18 protein-coding genes are annotated in these 18810 nt (G+C 68.5%); 9 read left to right on the forward strand and 9 right to left on the reverse strand.

Translation table 11 applies throughout. The annotated features are described in order from the left end of the window. Window positions 1-96: 96 nt before the first annotated feature. Genes tsaB through DM992_RS10155 form a run of 4 tightly spaced genes read left to right on the forward strand, consistent with a single transcriptional unit; the run spans window position 97 to window position 3428 of the window. Window positions 97-864: a tRNA (adenosine(37)-N6)-threonylcarbamoyltransferase complex dimerization subunit type 1 TsaB gene (gene tsaB / locus DM992_RS10140; protein WP_111016703.1), complete on the forward strand. Its 768-nt coding sequence runs from the start codon at window positions 97-99 to the stop codon at window positions 862-864. Beyond that, on the forward strand, window positions 861-1361 hold the full coding sequence (gene rimI / locus DM992_RS10145; RefSeq protein ID WP_111016704.1) for a ribosomal protein S18-alanine N-acetyltransferase: 501 nt from the start codon (window positions 861-863) through the stop codon (window positions 1359-1361). The genes tsaB and rimI overlap by 4 nt, the downstream gene beginning before the upstream one ends. Beyond that, window positions 1348-2466 carry a uracil-DNA glycosylase gene (locus DM992_RS10150; RefSeq protein ID WP_111016705.1) on the forward strand — a complete coding sequence of 373 codons (1119 nt, stop codon included), beginning with the start codon at window positions 1348-1350 and terminating at the stop codon, window positions 2464-2466. Before rimI ends, DM992_RS10150 begins: the two co-directional genes overlap by 14 nt. Then, complete coding sequence (locus tag DM992_RS10155) at window positions 2463-3428, forward strand: DUF1853 family protein (protein ID WP_111016706.1); 966 nt, start codon at window positions 2463-2465, stop codon at window positions 3426-3428. The genes DM992_RS10150 and DM992_RS10155 overlap by 4 nt, the downstream gene beginning before the upstream one ends. Before the next feature lie 18 nt (window positions 3429-3446). Here the strand turns inward: DM992_RS10155 and thiD are convergent, their stop codons facing one another. Both thiD and lplT read right to left on the reverse strand, forming a co-directional pair. Further along, window positions 3447-4256 carry a bifunctional hydroxymethylpyrimidine kinase/phosphomethylpyrimidine kinase gene (gene thiD, locus DM992_RS10160; protein WP_111016707.1) on the reverse strand — a complete coding sequence of 270 codons (810 nt, stop codon included), beginning with the start codon at window positions 4254-4256 and terminating at the stop codon, window positions 3447-3449. Between the two features lie 58 nt (window positions 4257-4314). Next, entirely contained in the window at window positions 4315-5622 is a 1308-nt protein-coding gene (lplT, locus tag DM992_RS10165; protein WP_111016708.1) for a lysophospholipid transporter LplT, read from the reverse strand. Window positions 5623-5839: 217 nt separating this feature from the next. On the opposite strand from lplT, the gene alr reads away from it, so the two are divergent. The 3 genes from alr to DM992_RS10180 all read left to right on the forward strand — a co-directional run bounded on the left by alr (window position 5840) and on the right by DM992_RS10180 (window position 8711). Beyond that, window positions 5840-6910, forward strand: coding sequence for an alanine racemase (gene alr / locus DM992_RS10170; RefSeq protein WP_105390452.1), 1071 nt, complete (start codon window positions 5840-5842; stop codon window positions 6908-6910). An 11-nt stretch (window positions 6911-6921) separates the two neighbouring features. Beyond that, on the forward strand, window positions 6922-8298 hold the full coding sequence (radA, locus tag DM992_RS10175) for a DNA repair protein RadA (RefSeq protein WP_111016709.1): 1377 nt from the start codon (window positions 6922-6924) through the stop codon (window positions 8296-8298). Window positions 8299-8444: 146 nt separating this feature from the next. Then, window positions 8445-8711: a DUF2866 domain-containing protein gene (locus tag DM992_RS10180; protein ID WP_034184728.1), complete on the forward strand. Its 267-nt coding sequence runs from the start codon at window positions 8445-8447 to the stop codon at window positions 8709-8711. A 166-nt stretch (window positions 8712-8877) separates the two neighbouring features. On the opposite strand, the gene DM992_RS10185 is transcribed toward DM992_RS10180, so the two are convergent. Continuing rightward, window positions 8878-10809: an ATP-binding cassette domain-containing protein gene (locus DM992_RS10185; protein ID WP_111016710.1), complete on the reverse strand. Its 1932-nt coding sequence runs from the start codon at window positions 10807-10809 to the stop codon at window positions 8878-8880. A gap of 136 nt (window positions 10810-10945) precedes the next feature. Here DM992_RS10185 and DM992_RS10190 point away from each other — a divergent pair, with 136 nt between their 5' ends. Beyond that, window positions 10946-11425, forward strand: coding sequence for a glutathione peroxidase (locus DM992_RS10190; RefSeq protein ID WP_111016711.1), 480 nt, complete (start codon window positions 10946-10948; stop codon window positions 11423-11425). Window positions 11426-11488: 63 nt separating this feature from the next. Here the strand turns inward: DM992_RS10190 and cls are convergent, their stop codons facing one another. From cls to dapC, 6 genes are all read right to left on the reverse strand, one after another. Beyond that, the gene (gene cls / locus DM992_RS10195; protein ID WP_111016712.1) at window positions 11489-12937 is read right to left on the reverse strand and encodes a cardiolipin synthase; all 1449 of its coding nucleotides are present in this window, start codon (window positions 12935-12937) and stop codon (window positions 11489-11491) included. A 107-nt stretch (window positions 12938-13044) separates the two neighbouring features. Next, window positions 13045-13953 carry a 50S ribosomal protein L3 N(5)-glutamine methyltransferase gene (gene prmB / locus DM992_RS10200; protein WP_111016713.1) on the reverse strand — a complete coding sequence of 303 codons (909 nt, stop codon included), beginning with the start codon at window positions 13951-13953 and terminating at the stop codon, window positions 13045-13047. Window positions 13954-13964: 11 nt separating this feature from the next. Beyond that, window positions 13965-15104 (reverse strand): succinyl-diaminopimelate desuccinylase, encoded by a 1140-nt coding sequence (gene dapE, locus DM992_RS10205; RefSeq protein WP_111016714.1) that lies wholly within the window; start codon window positions 15102-15104, stop codon window positions 13965-13967. Between the two features lie 83 nt (window positions 15105-15187). Next, window positions 15188-15556, reverse strand: coding sequence for an ArsC family reductase (locus DM992_RS10210; RefSeq protein WP_111016715.1), 369 nt, complete (start codon window positions 15554-15556; stop codon window positions 15188-15190). Next, window positions 15556-16383 carry a 2,3,4,5-tetrahydropyridine-2,6-dicarboxylate N-succinyltransferase gene (gene dapD / locus DM992_RS10215; RefSeq protein WP_111016716.1) on the reverse strand — a complete coding sequence of 276 codons (828 nt, stop codon included), beginning with the start codon at window positions 16381-16383 and terminating at the stop codon, window positions 15556-15558. Before dapD ends, DM992_RS10210 begins: the two co-directional genes overlap by 1 nt. A 44-nt stretch (window positions 16384-16427) precedes the next feature. Further along, window positions 16428-17660 carry a succinyldiaminopimelate transaminase gene (gene dapC / locus DM992_RS10220; RefSeq protein WP_111016717.1) on the reverse strand — a complete coding sequence of 411 codons (1233 nt, stop codon included), beginning with the start codon at window positions 17658-17660 and terminating at the stop codon, window positions 16428-16430. Window positions 17661-17819: 159 nt separating this feature from the next. On the opposite strand from dapC, the gene DM992_RS10225 reads away from it, so the two are divergent. Then, entirely contained in the window at window positions 17820-18761 is a 942-nt protein-coding gene (locus tag DM992_RS10225; RefSeq protein ID WP_111016718.1) for a DMT family transporter, read from the forward strand. Window positions 18762-18810: the final 49 nt, after the last annotated feature.

Below are 18810 nucleotides of genomic sequence, written 5' to 3' on the forward strand. Positions count from 1 at the left end.
CGCGCGGGGTCGAGCGATCCTTCCAAACCGCCGCCGGCGCCGCGCGCACGCACGGATCGGGCCCGATCGCCCGTGGGAGCGGGGCGCCGCATTACAATGTCGCCCATGACGCAAACAGTGCTCCTCGCCATCGATACGTCGACCGAATACTGCTCGGTCGCGCTGCTGCGCTCGGCCCATGCCGATGACGCCGTTTCCACCCCGCAAACCTGGGTCCGCCACGAACAGACGGGCGCCGTGTCGAGCACGCGCGTGCTGCCGGCGATCCAGGAACTTTTCGCCGAATCCGGGCTGACGCTCGCCGACTGCGACGCGATCGCGTTCGGCGCGGGCCCCGGCTCGTTCACCGGCCTGCGTACCGCGACCGGCATTACGCAGGGGCTCGCGTTCGGGCGCGGGCTGCCGGTCGTGCCGATCGGCACGCTGCTCGCGTGCGCGGAGCACGCGCGGCTGCGCGCGCCCGGCACGGCCCGCGTGCTTGCCGCGCTGGACGCGCGGATGGACGAAGCCTACTGGGCGGACTTCGCGTGGGACGACAGCGCCGGCGACTGGCGCACGCTGCATCCGGCGTCGCTCGATGCGCCGGGCGCCGTCGGCGTGCCCGACGCGCCATTCACGCTTGCGGGCAATGCGGCTGCCGCGTTCGGCGCGCAATTGCCGGCCGCGGCGCGCGCGGCCGTGATCGATGGCGAAGCATTGCCGCATGCGCTGGCAGTCGCGCATGCCGCACTGCGCGCGTTCCGCGCCGGGCGCACGGTGCCGGCCGATCAGGCCGCACCCGAATACGTGCGCGACAAGGTCGCGCAGACGACTGCCGAGCGGATCGCGGCACGGGCCGCGCAGACGGGCGGAGCGAAGGGATGACGGGTGTACTGCTGAGCGACCGCTATCTGGCGCCGATGACGGACGCGGATCTCGACGAGGTCGTTGCGATCGAGCAGGTCGCGTACGAATTCCCGTGGAGCCGCGGCAACTTCGAGGATTCGTTGCGCAACGGCTATCTGGGCGTGTGCCTGCGGCACGTGACGGGTTCGCTAATCGGCTATTGCGTGCTGATGCCCGTGATCGACGAGATGCACCTGCTGAACCTGTGTGTCGCGCCGGCCGCGCAGCGCGCGGGCGCGGGCCTCGCGCTGCTGCGTGAGGCCGTGCGCATTTCGCGCGCGGAGCGGCTCGACGGCGTGCTGCTCGAGGTGCGGCCGTCCAATCCGCGCGCGATTCATCTGTACGAGCGTTTCGGCTTCGTGACCATCGGCCGGCGCAAGAACTACTATCCGGCGAAGCATCGCAGCCGGGAGGACGCGATCGTGATGCGTCTGACGCTGAGCAAGGACGAGGGGGACGCACATGGCGTGGGCTGAAGCGGCGCTCGAGGAAATGGGCCTCGCGCAGATCTGGGTGCGGCGCGGGCAGCGCGCGGACGACGGCGCGGCAGCCGACGCGCCCGCCGTGGCGCAAACCGGTGCGGCGGACGACGTTTCCGCCGTTGCGGCCGATCGGCCGGCGCGCGCGGTGCGTGCGCCGGTGCAAGACGATGCGCCGCCGGCTGTCGTGCGAGCCGCCGAGGCGTCGCCGGCTCGCGAGCCTGGCATACCGGCATCGGGCATACCGGCTTTGGGCGTACCGGCTTCGGGCGTACCGGCTTCGGGCGTACCGGCTTCGGGCGTACCGGCTTCGGGCGTACCGGCATCGGGCGTACCGGCTGCGGACGCACCGGCGCGTCGCGTCGTCGATGGTGATCGCACGCTCGCGCCGGCGGCTTCAGCCGATTCAATGCCGCCGACGGACGACGCACCCGACGATTTCGCGTGGTTCGACGCGGCGCCGCCGGGCGAGCCCGTGCCGGCCGAATCGCGTCCCGCCGGAACGCCGGTTGCGATGCTCGACTGGGATGCGCTGGCCGCGCGCGTGCGCGACTGCACACACTGCCGGCTGTGCGAGAAGCGGACCAATACCGTGTTCGGCGTCGGCGACCGTGAGGCGGACTGGATGCTGATCGGCGAAGCGCCGGGCGAAAACGAGGACAAGCAGGGCGAGCCGTTCGTCGGCCAGGCCGGCAAGCTGCTCGACAACATGCTGCAGTCGCTGGCGCTCAAGCGCGGCGACAACGTGTATATCGCGAACGTGATCAAGTGCCGGCCGCCCGGCAACCGCAACCCGGAACCGGACGAGGTCGCAAGCTGCGAGCCTTATCTGCAGCGCCAGGTCGCGCTCGTGAAGCCGAAGCTGATCGTCGCGCTCGGGCGCTTCGCCGCGCAGACGTTGCTGAAGACGGACGCCAGCATCGCGTCGCTGCGCGGCCGCGTGCATGCATACGAAGGCGTGCCGGTGATCGTCACCTACCACCCGGCGTACCTGTTGCGCAGCCTGCAGGACAAGTCGAAGGCGTGGGCCGACCTGTGCCTCGCGCGCGACACGTTCCGGCGCGCAGAGGGTAGCGGCGCGAACGGGCCGGCCGGGCAATGACGACCGGCGCGGCGTTCGCATTCGTCGATACGCTGCGCGACGCCGCGGTTCGCGATCTGGGCTGGCTGCTCGCGAGCCCGAGCCTGCTGACCGCGGCACCCGGCGCGCCGCTCGCGCATCCGTGGCCGGATGCGGCCGGACAGTCCGCCGTCGAAGCATGGCTCGCCGCGCTCGATGCGGCGCCTGAGCCGCTGCACCTCGCGCTCGCCGGGTTGCGGCCCACCCGGCTTGGCCGCTACGCCGAATGCCTGCTCGAGTATTTCCTCACGCACGGGCCGTCGCTGCGGCTCGTCGCGGCCAATCTCCCGCTGCGCAGCAACGGCCTGACGCTCGGCGAAGTCGATTTTCTCGTCGATGCGCCGGGCGGGCAGCGCCTGCACTGGGAGCTCGCGGTGAAGTGCTATCTGTGCGCACCGGTGCGCGATGGCGCGTCGCTCGCCGACTTCGTCGGCCCCAATCTCGTCGACCGGTTCGACCGCAAGCGCAGCCGGCTGCTCGACCACCAGCTGCGGCTCGGCGATCGCGCCGGGTTTGCGCTGCTCGGCTACGGCGCGCCGTCCGACGCACAGATGTTCATCAGGGGCTGGCTGTTCTATCCGCACGGTGCGCCGTTGCCGCCCGTGTCCGCCGAAATCTCGCCGGATCACCCGCACGGTTTCTGGCTGACGCATGCGCAGTGGCCGGCGTGGGCGGCCGCGCAGCGTACCGGCGTTGCCTGGAGCGTGTTGCCGCGGCTTGCTTGGCTCGCACCGCGGCGTGTTGCCGCCGGCGCCGGTTTCGAACCCGAACCGCTGGCGGCCGCACTCGCGCTGCCGTCCGTGCTGGCGACGCGTCAGGCTCCCGACCTGATCGGCATTTATGAACAGGGTGGCGATGGCACGTGGCGCGAGACGGCGCGCGGCTTCGTCGTACCCGACGACTGGCCGGCGCGCGCGCAGGCGTTCGCGGCGCAGGACAGCTGACGCCGCGTCAGGCGACGCTTACCACCAGCGATGGAAGTGATGAACCGGGCCGACGCCGTGGCCGACGTCGAGGCGGTCGCTCGCGGCGATCGCGCCGGTCAGGTAGGTTTTTGCTTCGCGCACCGCGCTTTCGAGGTCGGGCTGCTGCGGCAGCAGCGCGGCGATCGCCGACGACAGCGTGCAGCCCGTGCCGTGCGTGTTGCTGACCGGCACGCGCGGGCCGTCGAGCCGCACGGTGTGCGCCGCGTCGACGAGCCAGTCGGGGCTCGCGGCCGCGTCGGGCAGGTGGCCGCCTTTCATCAGCACGGCGCGCGCACCCGTCTGCAGCAACGCCCGGCCTTGCCGGACCATGTCGTCTTCAGTGGTAGCGGGTGCGTCGCCGAGCAGCGCGGCCGCTTCGGGCAGGTTCGGCGTGACGACGGTCGCCAGAGGCAGCAGCGCGTCGCGCAGCGCATCGACCGCGTCGGGTGCGAGCAGCGCGTGCGAACTCTTCGAGAGCATCACCGTGTCGAGCACGACGAAGCGAGGTGCGTAACGGCGCAGCGCGTCGGCCACCGCGTGCACGATCGCCGCGTTCGCAAGCATCCCGATCTTGACCGCATCGACGCGGATGTCGCTGAATACTGCGTCGAGCTGCGCGGTCACGAACGTGGCGTCCGGCGCGTGCACGCCCGTCACGCCGCGCGTGTTCTGCGCGGTCAGCGCGGTGATCACGCTGGCGCCGTACGCACCGAGCGCGGAAAACGTCTTCAGGTCGGCCTGGATGCCTGCGCCGCCGCCCGAATCGGAGCCGGCGATCGTCAGGATGTTGGGTATCGGATGCGTCATGATGGCAACGCGCCGGTTCGAAGACCGGCGCCGGCGGACGGAAACGGGAAGTGTAGCGTCAGTGCCGCGCTTCGCCGATCAGCGCGACCGAGTCGAACTGGCGCTGGTTCGCCTGGTGGCGGCGCATCACGAGCCACATCGTCAGGCAGACGAACGTGCCGAACAGCACGATCACGACGCCGACCGGCACGTCGAGCCACACGAGTACCGCATACAGGCACAGCATCACGAGCACCGACAGGTTCTCGTTGAAGTTCTGCACCGCGATCGAATGGCCGGCCGACAGCAGCACGTGGCCGCGATGCTGGAGCAGCGCGTTCATCGGCACGACAAAGTAGCCGGACAGCGCGCCGACGCAGATCAGGAAGATGTACGCGACGATCAGGTAGACGGGCATGCGCAGGTGGCCGAAGTGCACGGCCCAGTGCGACGGGAACAGGTCGCGCGTGTAGAACGCCATCAGCATCACCGCGATGCCCATGATGATGCCGACGGGCAGCACCGTCAGCGACTTCTTCAGCGGGATCCGGGCGGCAGCGGCGATCGCGCCGGCCGCGACGCCGAATGCGACGACCGCCTGCAGCAGCGCACCTTCGGACAGCGACATGCCGAGCGACACCTCGGCCCATTTCAGCACGATGAACTGCAGCGTCGCGCCGGCACCCCAGAACAGCGTCGTGACCGCCAGCGAGATCTGGCCGAGCTTGTCGCGCCAGAGCGCCATGAAGCAGTCGGCAAAGTCGGTGACGAGCTTGATCGGGCCGTGCTGCTGCTTCGGATAGCGTGCGCCGGTGTCGGGAATGCGCAGGTTGAACAGCGCGGCGACTACGTAGATCGCGAGGATCACCGCGATCGCGGCTTCGGCGGGCGTGTTGATCCACGACGGCGTATGCGCGATTACGTGCGATGCGATGTGCGGACTGATCAGCGCGCCGCCGAGCACGGTGCCGAGGATGATCGAGCTGACGGTCGTGCCCTCGATCCAGCCGTTCGCCGCGACGAGCCGGTCGGCCGGCAGCAGCTCGGTGAGAATGCCGTACTTGGCCGGCGAGTAGGCCGCCGCGCCGAAGCCGACGATCCCGTAGGCGATCAGCGGATGCGCGCCGAACAGCATGATCAGGCAGCCGGCGACCTTGATCGAGTTGGTGATGAACATCACGTGGCCCTTCGGGCGCGAATCCGCGAAGGCGCCGACGAACGCCGCGAGCACGACATAGGACAACACGAAGAACAGCTTGAGCAGCGGTATCATCCAGTTCGGGGCGTGGAGGTCTTTCAGCAGGGCAATGGCGGCGATAAGGAGCGCACTGTCGGCCAGCGACGAGAAAAACTGCGCGGCCATGATGGTGTAAAAACCTTTTTTCATCTGATGCGATGCTTTCGTCGCTGCGGTCCGGCCGTATGGGCCGCCGGATAGGCGATCGGCTTATTCCGTTCGAAATGGGTTGTGCGCACGGCTTTATAACATGAAAATACGCCAATTCGGACTAGCAAGATTCCCCGATCGTTCCGCAAATTGTCGGCTTCGGTGCTCAAAAGGCGCGGTAAGCTGATGATTCGCAAGCGTCTTTACGTAAATTCCCATGCCGCGCCCGATCTCCGCCACCATCCACACCGCCGCTCTCGCGAACAATCTCTCCGTCGTCCGCCGCTTTGCCGGCCCGTCCAAGGTCTGGGCGGTCGTCAAGGCCAACGCGTACGGCCACGGTCTCGCACGCGTGTTTCCCGGCCTGCGCGGCACCGACGGCTTCGGCCTGCTCGACCTCGACGAGGCCGTGAAGCTGCGCGAGCTCGGCTGGGCCGGCCCGATCCTGCTGCTCGAAGGCTTCTTCCGGTCGACCGACATCGACGTGATCGACCGCTACAGCCTGACGACGACCGTCCACAACGACGAGCAGATGCGGATGCTGGAAACGGCGCGGCTGTCGAAGCCCGTCAACGTGCAGCTCAAGATGAACAGCGGGATGAACCGGCTCGGCTACCTGCCGGAAAAATACCGTGCGGCCTGGGAGCGCGCCCGCGCGTGCCCCGGCATCGGGCAGATCACGTTGATGACCCATTTTTCGGACGCGGACAACGAGCGCGGCGTCGCCGAGCAGCTCGCGACGTTCGAGCGCGGCGCGGAAAACATCGCCGGCGCGCGCAGTCTCGCGAATTCGGCGGCCGTGCTGTGGCATCCCGATACGCATTTCGACTGGGTGCGGCCGGGGATCGTGCTGTACGGCGCGTCGCCGTCCGGGCTGTCGTCCGATATCGCCGACACGGGGCTGAAACCCGCGATGACGCTTGCGTCCGAGCTGATCGCGGTGCAAACGATCGGGAAAGGCCAGGCCATCGGCTATGGCTCGACGTTCTCCGCGCAGGCGCCGATGCGGATCGGCGTCGTCGCGTGCGGCTATGCGGACGGCTATCCGCGCGTCGCGCCCGAAGGCACGCCCGTGATCGTCGACGGAATCCGCACGCGTATCGTCGGCCGCGTGTCGATGGACATGATCACGGTCGACCTGACCCCGTGCCCGCAGGCCGGCGTCGGCGCGCGCGTCGAGCTGTGGGGCAATACACTGCCGATCGACGACGTCGCCCGTCATTGCGGCACGATCGGCTACGAGCTGATGTGCGCGGTCGCCGGCCGCGTGCCCGTGCGCGCGGAATAAGGGCATTGCGCGTGGCCAAACAGAAAACCGTCTACGTCTGCAGCGAGTGCGGCGGGCAGACCCCGAAGTGGCAGGGGCAGTGTCCGTCATGCCAGGCCTGGAATACGCTGGTCGAATCGGTCGCCGAGTCGCCGTCGGCCCATCGTTTCCAGTCGCTCGCGAAGCGGGCGCCCGTCCAGCGCCTCGTCGACATCGAAGCGGCCGACGTGCCGCGCTTCTCGACCGGCATCGGCGAATTCGACCGCGTGCTCGGCGGCGGGCTGGTCCCCGGCGGCGTCGTGCTGATCGGCGGCGACCCGGGCATCGGCAAGTCGACGCTGCTGCTGCAGTCGCTCGCGGACATCGCGAGCGAACGGCGCGCGCTCTACATCAGCGGCGAGGAATCGGCCGCGCAGATCGCGTTGCGCGCGCAACGGCTTGCGCTGCTCGACGGCGGTACGCCGGCGGCCGAGCTGCAGCTGCTCGCCGAGATCCAGCTCGAAAAGATCCAGGCCGCGATCGACGCGGAGCGGCCGGACGTGGCCGTGATCGACTCGATCCAGACCGTCTACTCGGAAGCGCTCACGTCGGCACCGGGCTCGGTCGCGCAGGTGCGCGAATGCGCGGCGCAGCTCACGCGCATCGCGAAACAGTCGGGCACCGCGATCATCATGGTCGGGCACGTGACGAAGGAGGGCAACCTGGCCGGCCCGCGCGTGCTCGAGCACATCGTCGACACGGTGCTGTATTTCGAGGGCGACACGCATTCGTCGTTCCGGCTCGTGCGCGCGTTCAAGAACCGGTTCGGCGCGGTCAACGAACTCGGCGTGTTCGCGATGACCGAGCGCGGGCTGCGCGGCGTCGCGAATCCGTCCGCGCTGTTCCTGTCGCAGCACGAGCAGATCGTGCCCGGCTCGTGCGTGCTCGTCACGCAGGAAGGCACGCGCCCGCTGCTCGTCGAAATCCAGGCGCTGGTCGATACCGCGCACGTGCCTAACCCGCGCCGGCTCGCGGTCGGCCTCGAACAGAACCGGCTCGCGATGCTGCTCGCGGTGCTGCACCGGCACGCGGGCATCGCGTGCTTCGACCAGGACGTGTTCCTCAATGCAGTGGGCGGCGTGAAGATCACCGAGCCGGCCGCCGACCTCGCGGTGCTGCTCGCGATCCATTCGTCGATGCGCAACAAGGCGTTGCCGAAGGGGCTGATCGTGTTCGGCGAAGTGGGGCTGGCGGGCGAGATCCGGCCGTCCCCGCGCGGGCAGGAGCGGCTGCGCGAGGCGGCGAAGCTCGGTTTCACGGCCGCGCTGATCCCGAAGGCGAATGCGCCGAAGCAGCCGATCGACGGGTTGAACGTGATGGCTGTCGAGCGGATCGAGCAGGCGATCGACCGCGTGCGCGATCTCGAGTGATCGGCCCGGCAGCCACGCGGGCTGTGCCTGTCGGCGATCTGTCGCGTAATTCTCTGTAAAGAATATGTAGGCTGCTGTAACCCGCCGGACATCGCTTTTCCCTATCCTTTGCCGGGTTGTCGAACCGCGCAATGCGAAGGGAACCTATGTTGAAATCGTATGGGGAAGCGCCGGGCGGACGCCTTTACAACCTGCGCGGCTGCCGCGTGTCGGAGCCGATTCGCCAGCCCTGGGGCGGCGGATGCCGGATCGTCGAATGGATCGACGAGGAGGGGCGCCTGGCGCGCAAGGTCGTGTCCGAGGACGTGACGGAAGCGGAGGTCGCCGCGGCGATCCGGCGGCCGACCGAAGGGCGCCGGTACCTGATGGGCGACGACGAGCAGCTGCCGCGCGACACGTTGCCGCGGCGCTGAGCCGGCAGGTGCCCTGCGAACCGACGGACGAGGGCAGTAAAAAGGCCGGGCCAGTGTGCCCGGCCTTGTCGTATCCGGGCCCGGCGCGGGCCCGATGGCTTGTCGAGGAACCGGTGCCGCCAGCGCGCCGGGCCGGCGGCACCGGCCGGCTGCACTGCGGCCGCGTTCAGCCGATCTGCTCGAGCTCTTCGTGCGCGGCGAGCCAGTCGGCCTCGACCGTTTCGAGACGCGTGTTGACGTCCCCGAGCTTGCGGATCGCGTCGGTCAGCTCCGTCTTGCGCGCGGCCTCGTAGCTCGCCGGATCGGCGACGAACGCGTCGAGGCGCGCCTTCTCCGCGTGCAGCGTCTCCATTTCCTTTTCGAGCTTCGTGATGCGCGACTGCAGCGGTTTTTTCAACACCGACAGGCGCTGCCGCTCCTCGGCGGCCTGACGCTTCTGGTCCTTGCGGTTGGCCGCGGCGCCCGAGCCCGACGCAGCCGCGCTGTCGGCCTTCGCGGCCGCGCGCTGCTCGGCCGCGTGCTGCAGCAGCCAGTCGCGGTAGTCGTCGAGGTCGCCGTCGAACGGCTGCAGCCGGTGTTTCGCGACCAGCATGAACTGGTCGGTCGTCGCGCGCAGCAGGTGGCGGTCGTGCGATACGAGGATCAGCGTGCCTTCGAATTGCGCGAGCGCCATCGTCAGCGCGTGGCGCGTTTCGAGATCGAGGTGGTTCGTCGGTTCGTCGAGCAGCAGCAGGTTCGGCTTCTGCCAGATGATCAGTGCAAGCGCGAGGCGCGCTTTCTCGCCGCCCGAGAACGGGCCGACGGCACTCGTCGCCATGTCGCCCGAGAAATTGAAACCGCCGAGGAAGTCGCGCAGCTCCTGCTCGCGCGTGTCGGGCGCGAGCCGCGCGAGATGCGCGAGCGGCGAATCGTCCTCGCGCAGCGTTTCGAGCTGATGCTGTGCGAAATAACCGATCGTCAGCCCCTTGCCCTCGCGGACGTCGCCCGACAGCGGCGCGAGCGTGCCGGCCAGCGTCTTGATCAGCGTCGACTTGCCCTGGCCGTTCGCACCGAGCAGGCCGATGCGCTGCCCGTTCTGGATCGACAGCGCCACGCGTTCGACGATCGGGATGTCCGCACCGTTGTCGGCATGGTAGCCGCAGCGGACGTCTTCCATCACCATCATCGGGTTCGGCGCGGCGTCGGGCGTGCGGAATTCGAACGTGAACGGCGACGCGATGTGCGCGGGCGCGATCAGCTCCATCTTCTCGAGCGCCTTCATCCGGCTTTGCGCCTGCTTGGCCTTGGTGGCCTTGGCCTTGAAGCGGTCGACGAAGCTCTGCAGGTGCTCGATCGTCTTCTGCTGCTTTTCGTATGCGCTTTGCTGCAGCGCCAGTTGCTGCGCGCGCAGCACTTCGAATTGCGAGTAGTTGCCGCCGTAGCGCTTCACCTGACGGTTTTCCAGGTGCAGCGTGACGTTGCAGATCGAATCGAGGAATTCGCGGTCGTGCGAGATCACGACGAGCGTGCCGGGGTAGCGGTGAAGCCAGTCTTCGAGCCAGACGATCGCGTCGAGGTCGAGGTGGTTGGTCGGTTCGTCGAGCAGCAGCAGGTCGGAGCGGCACATCAGCGCCTGCGCGAGGTTCAGGCGCATGCGCCAGCCGCCGGAGAAGCTGGCGACGGGTTCGCGTGTCTGGGCGAGCGTGAAGCCGAGGCCGAGCAGCAGCGCTTCGGCGCGGGCGGGCGCGGTGTAGCCGTCGGCATCGGCGAAGGCCGCGTGCGCGTCGGCTTCGGCGGCGCCGTCATGCGCGGCGGACGCGGCGGCGATGCGCGCCTCGATCTCGCGCAGCGCGGCGTCGCCGTCGAGCGTGTAGTCGAGCGCCGAGCGGTCGACCGCGGGCGTTTCCTGCGACACGTGGGCGATCCGCCACGACGGCGGCATCGAGAAATCGCCGGCGTCCGAGTGCAGCTCGCCACGCAGGACCGCGAACAGCGTCGACTTGCCGGCGCCGTTCGCGCCGATCAGGCCGGCTTTCTCGCCGGGATTGAGCACGAACGAGGTCGACTCGAACAGCGGCTTGGTGCCTCGCGCAAGGCTGAACTGATTGAAACGGATCACGGCGGAAATGACTGGCCAAAACCGCTATTCTAGACTGCGCGCCGTTCTTGCCGGGCATCGGCCGCTCGGCGGATGCCGCAACGGCGCGATTTCGCCTAGACTCCACGTCGATCCGGTTTCGTAAAAGGAGTGCCCGATGTCCACCCTGTATTCGTTCAGCGCAGAGACGCTCGCCGGCGCGCCGGTTTCGCTCGACGCGTATCGCGGCAAGGTGCTGCTGATCGTCAACACCGCGAGCGAGTGCGGTTTCACGCCGCAATACGCGGGCCTGCAGAAACTGTACGACCAGTACGCGGCGCGCGGCTTCTTCGTGCTCGGCTTCCCGTGCAACCAGTTCGGCAAGCAGGAGCCCGGCGACGCCGCGCAGATCGGCGCGTTCTGCGAGCGCAATTACGGCGTCACGTTCCCGATGTTCGCGAAGATCGACGTGAAGGGCGACCATGCGCATCCGCTGTACCGCTACCTGACCGACGAGGCGCCCGGCATTCTCGGCCTCAAGGCAATCAAGTGGAATTTCACGAAATTCCTGGTCGACCGCGAAGGGCGCATCGTCAAGCGCTATGCGCCGTCGACCAAGCCCGACGAAATCGCCGCGGATATCGACAAGCTGCTGTGACGGCGCGGGGCGACGTGCGCCGCGCCGGTGCGGATCGCTCGGGTGCTGCCGTCCTCACGGCGGTTACAGGATCGGCGCGAACAGCCGCGCGACGTGCATCGCGATCCGCCGCCATGCGGGCGACTGGCGGTATTCGTTCGCATCGACGCCGTACGCCTGCGCGAAGTCGGCATCGAGCATCGTCTCGACCTCGTCGGCGAATGCGCGGTCGACGGTCAGCACCATGATCTCGAAGTTGAGTCGGAACGAGCGGTTGTCGAGATTCGCGCTGCCGATCGCCGCCGCGATGCGGTCGATCAGCACGACCTTCTGGTGCAGGAAGCCGGGCCGGTAGCGGAACACCTTGACGCCCGCGTCGATCAGGTCGCGCGCGTACAGCTTCGACGCCTCGAACACCACGTAGTGATCGCGCCGGCTCGGGATCAGGATGCGCACGTCGACGCCGCGCATCACCGCGAGCTTCAGCGCGGAGAGCACGGCTTCGTCGGGGACGAGGTACGGCGAGGTGATCCAGATCCGCTCGCGCGCGGCATTGATCGCCTCGACGAAGAACAGCGAGCCGGTTTCCTGCTTGTCGGCCGGCCCCATCGGCACCACGAGGCAATGCATGCCGTCGCCGGGCTGCGCGGGCGGCGGCATCGCGAGCGGCGGCAGCTTCTGCGTCGCCCAGTGCCAGTCTTCGGCGAACACGTACTGGATGCTCGCGACCGCGGGGCCGCGGATCTCGATGTGCGTGTCGCGCCACGGCGACAGGCGCGGATTCGCGCCGAGATATTCGACGCCGACGTTGTGGCCGCCGACGAACGCGCGATTGCCGTCGACCACGACGATCTTGCGATGGTTGCGGAAGTTGAGCTGGAAGCGGTTGACGAACGTGCGATTGGTCGCGAACGGATGGACCTCGACGCCACCCTTGCGCAATGTGTCGACGTAGCTGTGCGGCAGGTCGAAGCTGCCGATGCTGTCGTACAGCAGGCAGCAGCGCACGCCGGCCGCCGCACGCGCCAGCAGCGAGTCGAGCAGCATCTGGCCGAGCGCATCGTCGCGCACGATGAAGAACTGGACGACCACGTAGTCGCGCGCACCATCGATCGCCGACAGGATCGCCGAGAACGTCGCGTCGCCGTTCACGAGCGTGCGCACCGAATTGCCGCCGAGGAACGGCATGCCGCAGAGCCGCGTGAGCGCGAGCACGGCGGCCTGGCCGAGCGCGGCGGCGGCCGGGCCGTCGGTTGCATCGTCAGCATCGGTGCCGAGCCACGGCGAGCGCGGTGTGTGCGTGCGCAACAGTTCCAGTTCGTGGCGCCGTGCGTCGACGTAGCCGGAGAACTTGCTGCGGCCGAGGAACAGGTACGGAACGAGCGTCAGGTACGGCATCGCGGCGAGCGAGACGGCCCATGCGATCGCGCCTTGCGACGTGCGCGTGTTCATGATGGCGTGGCACGCCGCGACGATCCCGAGCACGTGGATGGTCAGGATCAGGGTGCCGAGATGTAGCCAGTCGAGGGTCATGGGCGCGTGACGGACTCCTGAGGTCGGGCGGCGCGGCGGCCGCTTACGCGCATCTTACCCAACCCTGCGGCGCAGCGGTGCGCCGCAGGGTCGGGGAGCCGGGCGGCTCAGCCCTTGCGCGGCAGGTCCGACGCCTGGATCAGGAACACGGTGTCGTCGCCCGCGCTGGTGGGCAGCCACGTGAGTTCGAGGCCGCCGAACGCGGCTTCGACGTGCTCGCGCTCGTTGCCGATCTCGACGACGAGCACGCCGTCGTCGTGCAGCCAGCGGTGCGCTTCGGCGACGATGCGTCGCACGATGTCCATTCCATCGTCGCCGCCCGCGAGCGCCATCTCCGGCTCGTGCCGGTATTCGGGCGGCAGCGCTGCCATCGACGCCGCATTGACGTACGGCGGGTTCGTCAGGATCACGTCGTAGCGTGCGCCGGGGTCGGTGCGGAACGCGGGCAGCGGCGCGTAGAGGTCGCCGCGGTGCAGCGCGATGCGGTCTTCTAGGCCGTAGTCGCGCACGTTGATCTCCGCGACTTCGAGTGCCTTGTCGGACAGGTCGACCGCATCGATCTCGGCGTTCGGGAACGCGCTCGCCGCGAGGATCGCGAGGCAGCCGGAGCCCGTGCACAGTTCGAGCACCGCGCCGACCTGCTCGGGATCGGCGACGTACGGCTGCAGCCCGTCGTCGAGCAGTTCGCCGATGAACGAGCGCGGCACGATCACGCGTTCGTCGACGTAGAAGCGGTGGCCGTGCATCCAGGCTTCATGCGTGAGGTACGCGGCCGGCACGCGATCGGTCGCGCGCCGTTCGATCACGGCGAGCACGGCCGCGATTTCGTCGGGCAGCAGCCGTGCGTCGAGGAACGGCTCGAGCGTGTCGAGCGGCAGGTCGAGCGTATGCAGCACGAGGTAGGCCGCTTCGTCGTACGCATTGTCGGAGCCGTGGCCGAATGCGAGCTTCGCCTTCGAGAAGCGCGTGACCGCGTAGCGCAGCAGGTCGCGAACGGTGGCAAAAGGTGTCGTCATGCGAGGCTCCATCAGGCGATCAGTTGTTCTAGCACGCGGCGGTACACGTTCTTCAGCGGATCGACGAAGCGCACTTCGATGTGCTCGTCGATCTTGTGGATGCTGCCGTTCGGCGGGCCGAATTCGATCACCTGCGGGCAGATGCGCGCGATGAAGCGGCCGTCCGACGTGCCGCCCGTCGTCGACAGTTCGGTCGTGATGCCGGTTTCGGCGCGAATCGCGTTTTCCAGCGCATTCGACAGCTCGCCACGCGGTGTCAGGAACGGCAGGCCGCTCACCGACCATTTCAGCGTGTATTCGAGGCCGTGCTTGTCGAGGATCGCGTGCACGCGTGCCTGCAGGCCCTCGACGGTGCTCGCGGTCGAGAACCGGAAGTTGAACAGCAGGTCGGCGTGGCCGGGGATCACGTTGGTCGCGCCGGTGCCTGCATGCAGGTTCGATACCTGCCAGGTGGTCGGCGGGAAATATTCGTTGCCTTCGTCCCACTGCTCGGCGGCGAGCTCGGCGAGCGCCGGCGCGAGCAGGTGGATCGGGTTCTTCGCGAGGTGCGGATACGCGATGTGGCCTTGCACGCCCTTGACGACCAGCTCGCCCGACATCGACCCGCGGCGGCCGTTCTTGACGACGTCGCCGAGTTCGGCAGTCGACGTCGGCTCGCCGACGATGCAGTAGTCGACGCGTTCGCCGCGCGCCTGCAGCAGCTCGACGACCTTCACGGTGCCGTCGGTGGCCGGGCCTTCCTCGTCGCTCGTGATCAGGAACGCGATCGCGCCGCGGTGGCCGGGATGGGCCGCGACGAATTCCTCGGACGCGACGACGAACGCCGCGAGCGATGTCTTCATGTCGGCCGCGCCGCGGCCGTATAGCTTGCCGTCGCGATGGGCGGGGATGAACGGCGGCGAGGTCCACTGCTCGAGCGGGCCGGTCGGCACGACGTCGGTGTGGCCCGCGAACGCGAGCAGCTTGCCGTCGCGGCCGTCGGCGCCGCGCTTGACGGCCCACAGGTTGGTCACGCCGTGCGACGCGATGGTCTCGCATTCGAAGCCGAGCGCGGCGAGGCGCCCGGTCATGATCTGCTGGCAATGCTGATCGTCCGGCGTCACGGACGCGCGGGCGATCAACTGTTCGGTAAGGGCTAGGGTGGCGGACATGGTTCGGACCACTTTCGATAAAAAATGCCGGCGCGGTGGCCGGCAGCGACATGACGTCGGGCTAGGGCGCAGCGCGGACGGCCCTATGCGGCAAACAGCGCCGCGTATTGATCGGCCGCGAAGCCGAGCGATTTCACGCGGCCGTTGACGACGAGCACGGGGCGCTTGATGACCGACGGCTTGTGGGTCATCAGCGCGACCGCGCCGGTCTTGGTTTCGGCGGCCGCCTTCATCGCGTCGTCCAGGCCGCGCCACGTGGTGCCGCGCTTGTTCACGAGCGCGTCGAGCGACACGTCCTTCAGCCAGTCTTCGATCAGCGGCGCGCTGACGCCGAGCTTCTTGAAATCGTGGAACTCGAATTCGACGCCGTGATCCTCGAGCCACACGCGGGCCTTCTTCACGGTGTCGCAGTTCGGAATGCCGTAGACGACCACGGTGTGCGGCTTCGCCATCAGTCGCCTCGCAGCAGCTCGTTCAGGCCGACCTTCGCGCGGGTCTTCGCGTCGACCTTCTTGACGATCACCGCGCAGTACAGGCTGTGCGAGCCGTCCTTCGACGGCAGGTTGCCGGCGACCACGACCGAGCCGGCCGGGATGCGGCCGTAGCTGACTTCACCCGTTTCGCGATCGTAGATCTTCGTGCTCTGGCCGAGGTACACGCCCATCGAGATCACCGAGTTTTCCTCGACGATCACGCCTTCGACGACTTCCGAGCGCGCGCCGATGAAGCAGTTGTCTTCGATGATGACGGGGTTTGCCTGCAGCGGCTCGAGCACGCCGCCGATGCCGACGCCGCCCGACAGGTGCACGTTCTTGCCGATCTGCGCGCACGAACCGACCGTTGCCCACGTGTCGACCATCGTGCCTTCGTCGACGTACGCGCCGATGTTCGTGTACGACGGCATCAGCACGACGTTCTTCGCGATGAACGAGCCGCGGCGCGCGATGGCCGGCGGGACGACGCGGAAGCCGCCCGCGGCGAAGTCTTCGGCCGTGTAGTTCGCGAACTTCGACGGCACCTTGTCGTAGAACTGCGAGTAGCCGCCGGCCGCCATCGGCGCGTTGTCTTCCAGGCGGAACGACAGCAGCACGGCCTTCTTCAGCCACTGATGCACGGTCCAGTTGCCGTCGATTTTCTCGGCGACGCGCAGCGCGCCGCGGTCGAGCTGCTCGATCGCGTGCGCGACGGCCTCGCGGACTTCGGCGGGCGCGGCCTTCGGCGACAGCTCGGCGCGGTTTTCCCAGGCGGTATCGATGATTTGCTGAAGTTGTTGCGACATGTTCGTTTTCGCAGGAGATGGATGGAATTGATCGGGATGGACGATTACCGTGCGAGAGCCCGGCAGAAATCGACGATGCGTTGCGCGCCCTCGACGCATTCGGGGGTGCCCGCGACGAGCGCGATCCGGATGAAATCGCGGCCCGGATTCGACCCGTGCGCATCGCGCGCCAGGTACGAGCCGGGCAGAACCGTCACATTATAGTCGGCGTACAGGCGGCGGGCGAACTCGGTGTCCGACAGCCCGGTGCGCGATACGTCGGCCCACAGGTAGAACGCGGCGTCGGGCAGCTTCACGTCGATCACGTCGGCGAGCATCGGCGTGACCGTATTGAACTTCTGCAGGTACAGCGCGCGGTTCTCGCGCACGTGCGCCTCGTCGTTCCACGCGGCGATGCTGGCGTGCTGCCACACCGGCGACAGCGCCGCGCCGTGGTACGTGCGGTACAGCAGGAATTTCTTCAGCAGCGCCGCGTCGCCGGCGACGAAGCCCGAGCGCATGCCCGGCACGTTCGAGCGCTTCGACAGGCTCGACAGCATCACGAGCCGCTCGAAGCCGCGGCCGAGGCGGTGCGCGGCCTCGAGGCCGCCGAGCGGCGGTGCCGCTTCGTCGAAATAGATTTCCGAATAACACTCGTCCGACGCGATCACGAAACCGTGGCGGTCGGACAGCGCGAACAGCTCGCGCCAGTCGTCGAGCGTCAGCACGGCGCCCGTCGGATTGCCCGGCGAGCACACGTACAGCAGCTGCGTGCGCGCCCAGACGTCGTCGGGCACGGCCGAGTAGTCGCACGCGAAGTTGCGGGCCGGGTCGCTGTTCGCGAAATAGGGTTCGGCACCGGCCAGCAGCGCCGCGCCTTCGTAAATTTGATAGAAGGGATTCGGACAGAGTACGATCGCCTTCTCGCCGTGCCCGGACGGGCGCGCGTCGATCACGGTCTGCGCGAGCGAGAACAGCGCCTCGCGCGACCCCGACACGGGCAGTACCTGCGTGGCCGGATCGATCGCCGGCAGCCCGTAGCGGCGCTCGAGCCAGTGCGCGATCGACGTGCGCAGCGCGTCCGAGCCGGCCGTGGCCGGGTACGACGCGAGGCCGTCGAGCGCGGCCACCACGGCGTCGCGGATCAGCGCCGGGGTCGGGTGCTTGGGCTCGCCGATGCCGAAGCTGATCGGTTTGAGGTCGCCGGAGGGCGTCACGTCCTTGAACAGGGCGCGCAGCTTTTCGAAGGGATAGGGCTGGAGCGAGTCGAGTCGAGGGTTCACGGGCGAAGCGGCCATCGCGGCCGGTTGGAGCGAAAGAAGCGGCGGGCGTGCCGCGCGGCTGCGAACGGGCGCCGACGGCGCGCGGGTCGCAACGAACGATTATAGCGTGACGGAATGCGGTCACGGCCGGCCGGAACCGCGGCCGGGCCGGTCGAATAAAGGGTATCGAACCAAATGAATAACGCGGTACGCGGCAGCCTGCCGACGCTGGCCATCCTGATCGGCGCGTCGGTATGGGGCCTGATCTGGTATCCGTTGCGGATCCTCGCATCGCTCGGCGTGACGGGCACGCTTGCAAGCGCGCTGACGAGCCTCGTCGCGTTCCTGTTCGTGATCGTCGCGCGGCACCGCACGATCGCGACGCTGCGCTGGCACTGGGTGCTGCCGGGCATCGCGGTGACGGCCGGCGTGACGAACCTCGGTTTCGTATGGGGCACGATCCACGGCGAGGTGCTGCGCGTGATGCTGCTGTTCTATCTGACCCCCGCATGGACCGCGATTTACGCGCACTTCCTGCTGCGCGAGCGGCTGACCTGGGCCGGCGCGGGGCTGGCGGCGCTGTCGATCGGCGGCGCGATGCTGATGCTGTGGTCGCCGAAGCTCGGCTTGCCGCTGCCGGCCAACCCGGCCGAATGGGCCGGTCTCGCGGCCGGGCTGAGTTTCGCGATGAGCAACGTGCTCGTGATCAAGGCGAGCCGCGAGCTGCCCGGGATGCGCGCGGAGATGCGCACCGCGACGCTGTTCGGCGGCGCGGCGGTATTCGGCGCGATCGCGTCGCTGTTCGAAGGGCTGCCGGCCGCGCCGGCGGGCGGCCAGCTCGGCGTCGCCGCGCTGATCGTCGCCGCGATCGGCGTGACGATGGCGGCGAACAACCTGCTCGTGCAATACGGCCTCGCGCGTGTGCCCGCGAACCGCGCGTCGATCATCATGCTGTTCGAGATCGTGATCACCGCGCTGTCGGCGTGGGTGTTCGCGAACGAGCTGCCGACCGCGCGCGAGTGGGCGGGCGGCGTGTGCATCGTGCTGGCGACGCTGCTGTCGAGCCGGGTCCATCGTGCCGCGCCGGCACCGCGCAAACCCGGCGACGGTCGGGACGGCGCACGTGCGATGGTATGATGGAAGCCGTTTGCGGGGCCCAACGCTGTATGCGCGCGGCCCCGCTTTT

This window comes from Burkholderia sp. JP2-270, from assembly GCF_003233675.1.
GTDB classification, from domain to species: Bacteria; Pseudomonadota; Gammaproteobacteria; order Burkholderiales; family Burkholderiaceae; genus Burkholderia; species Burkholderia pyrrocinia_C.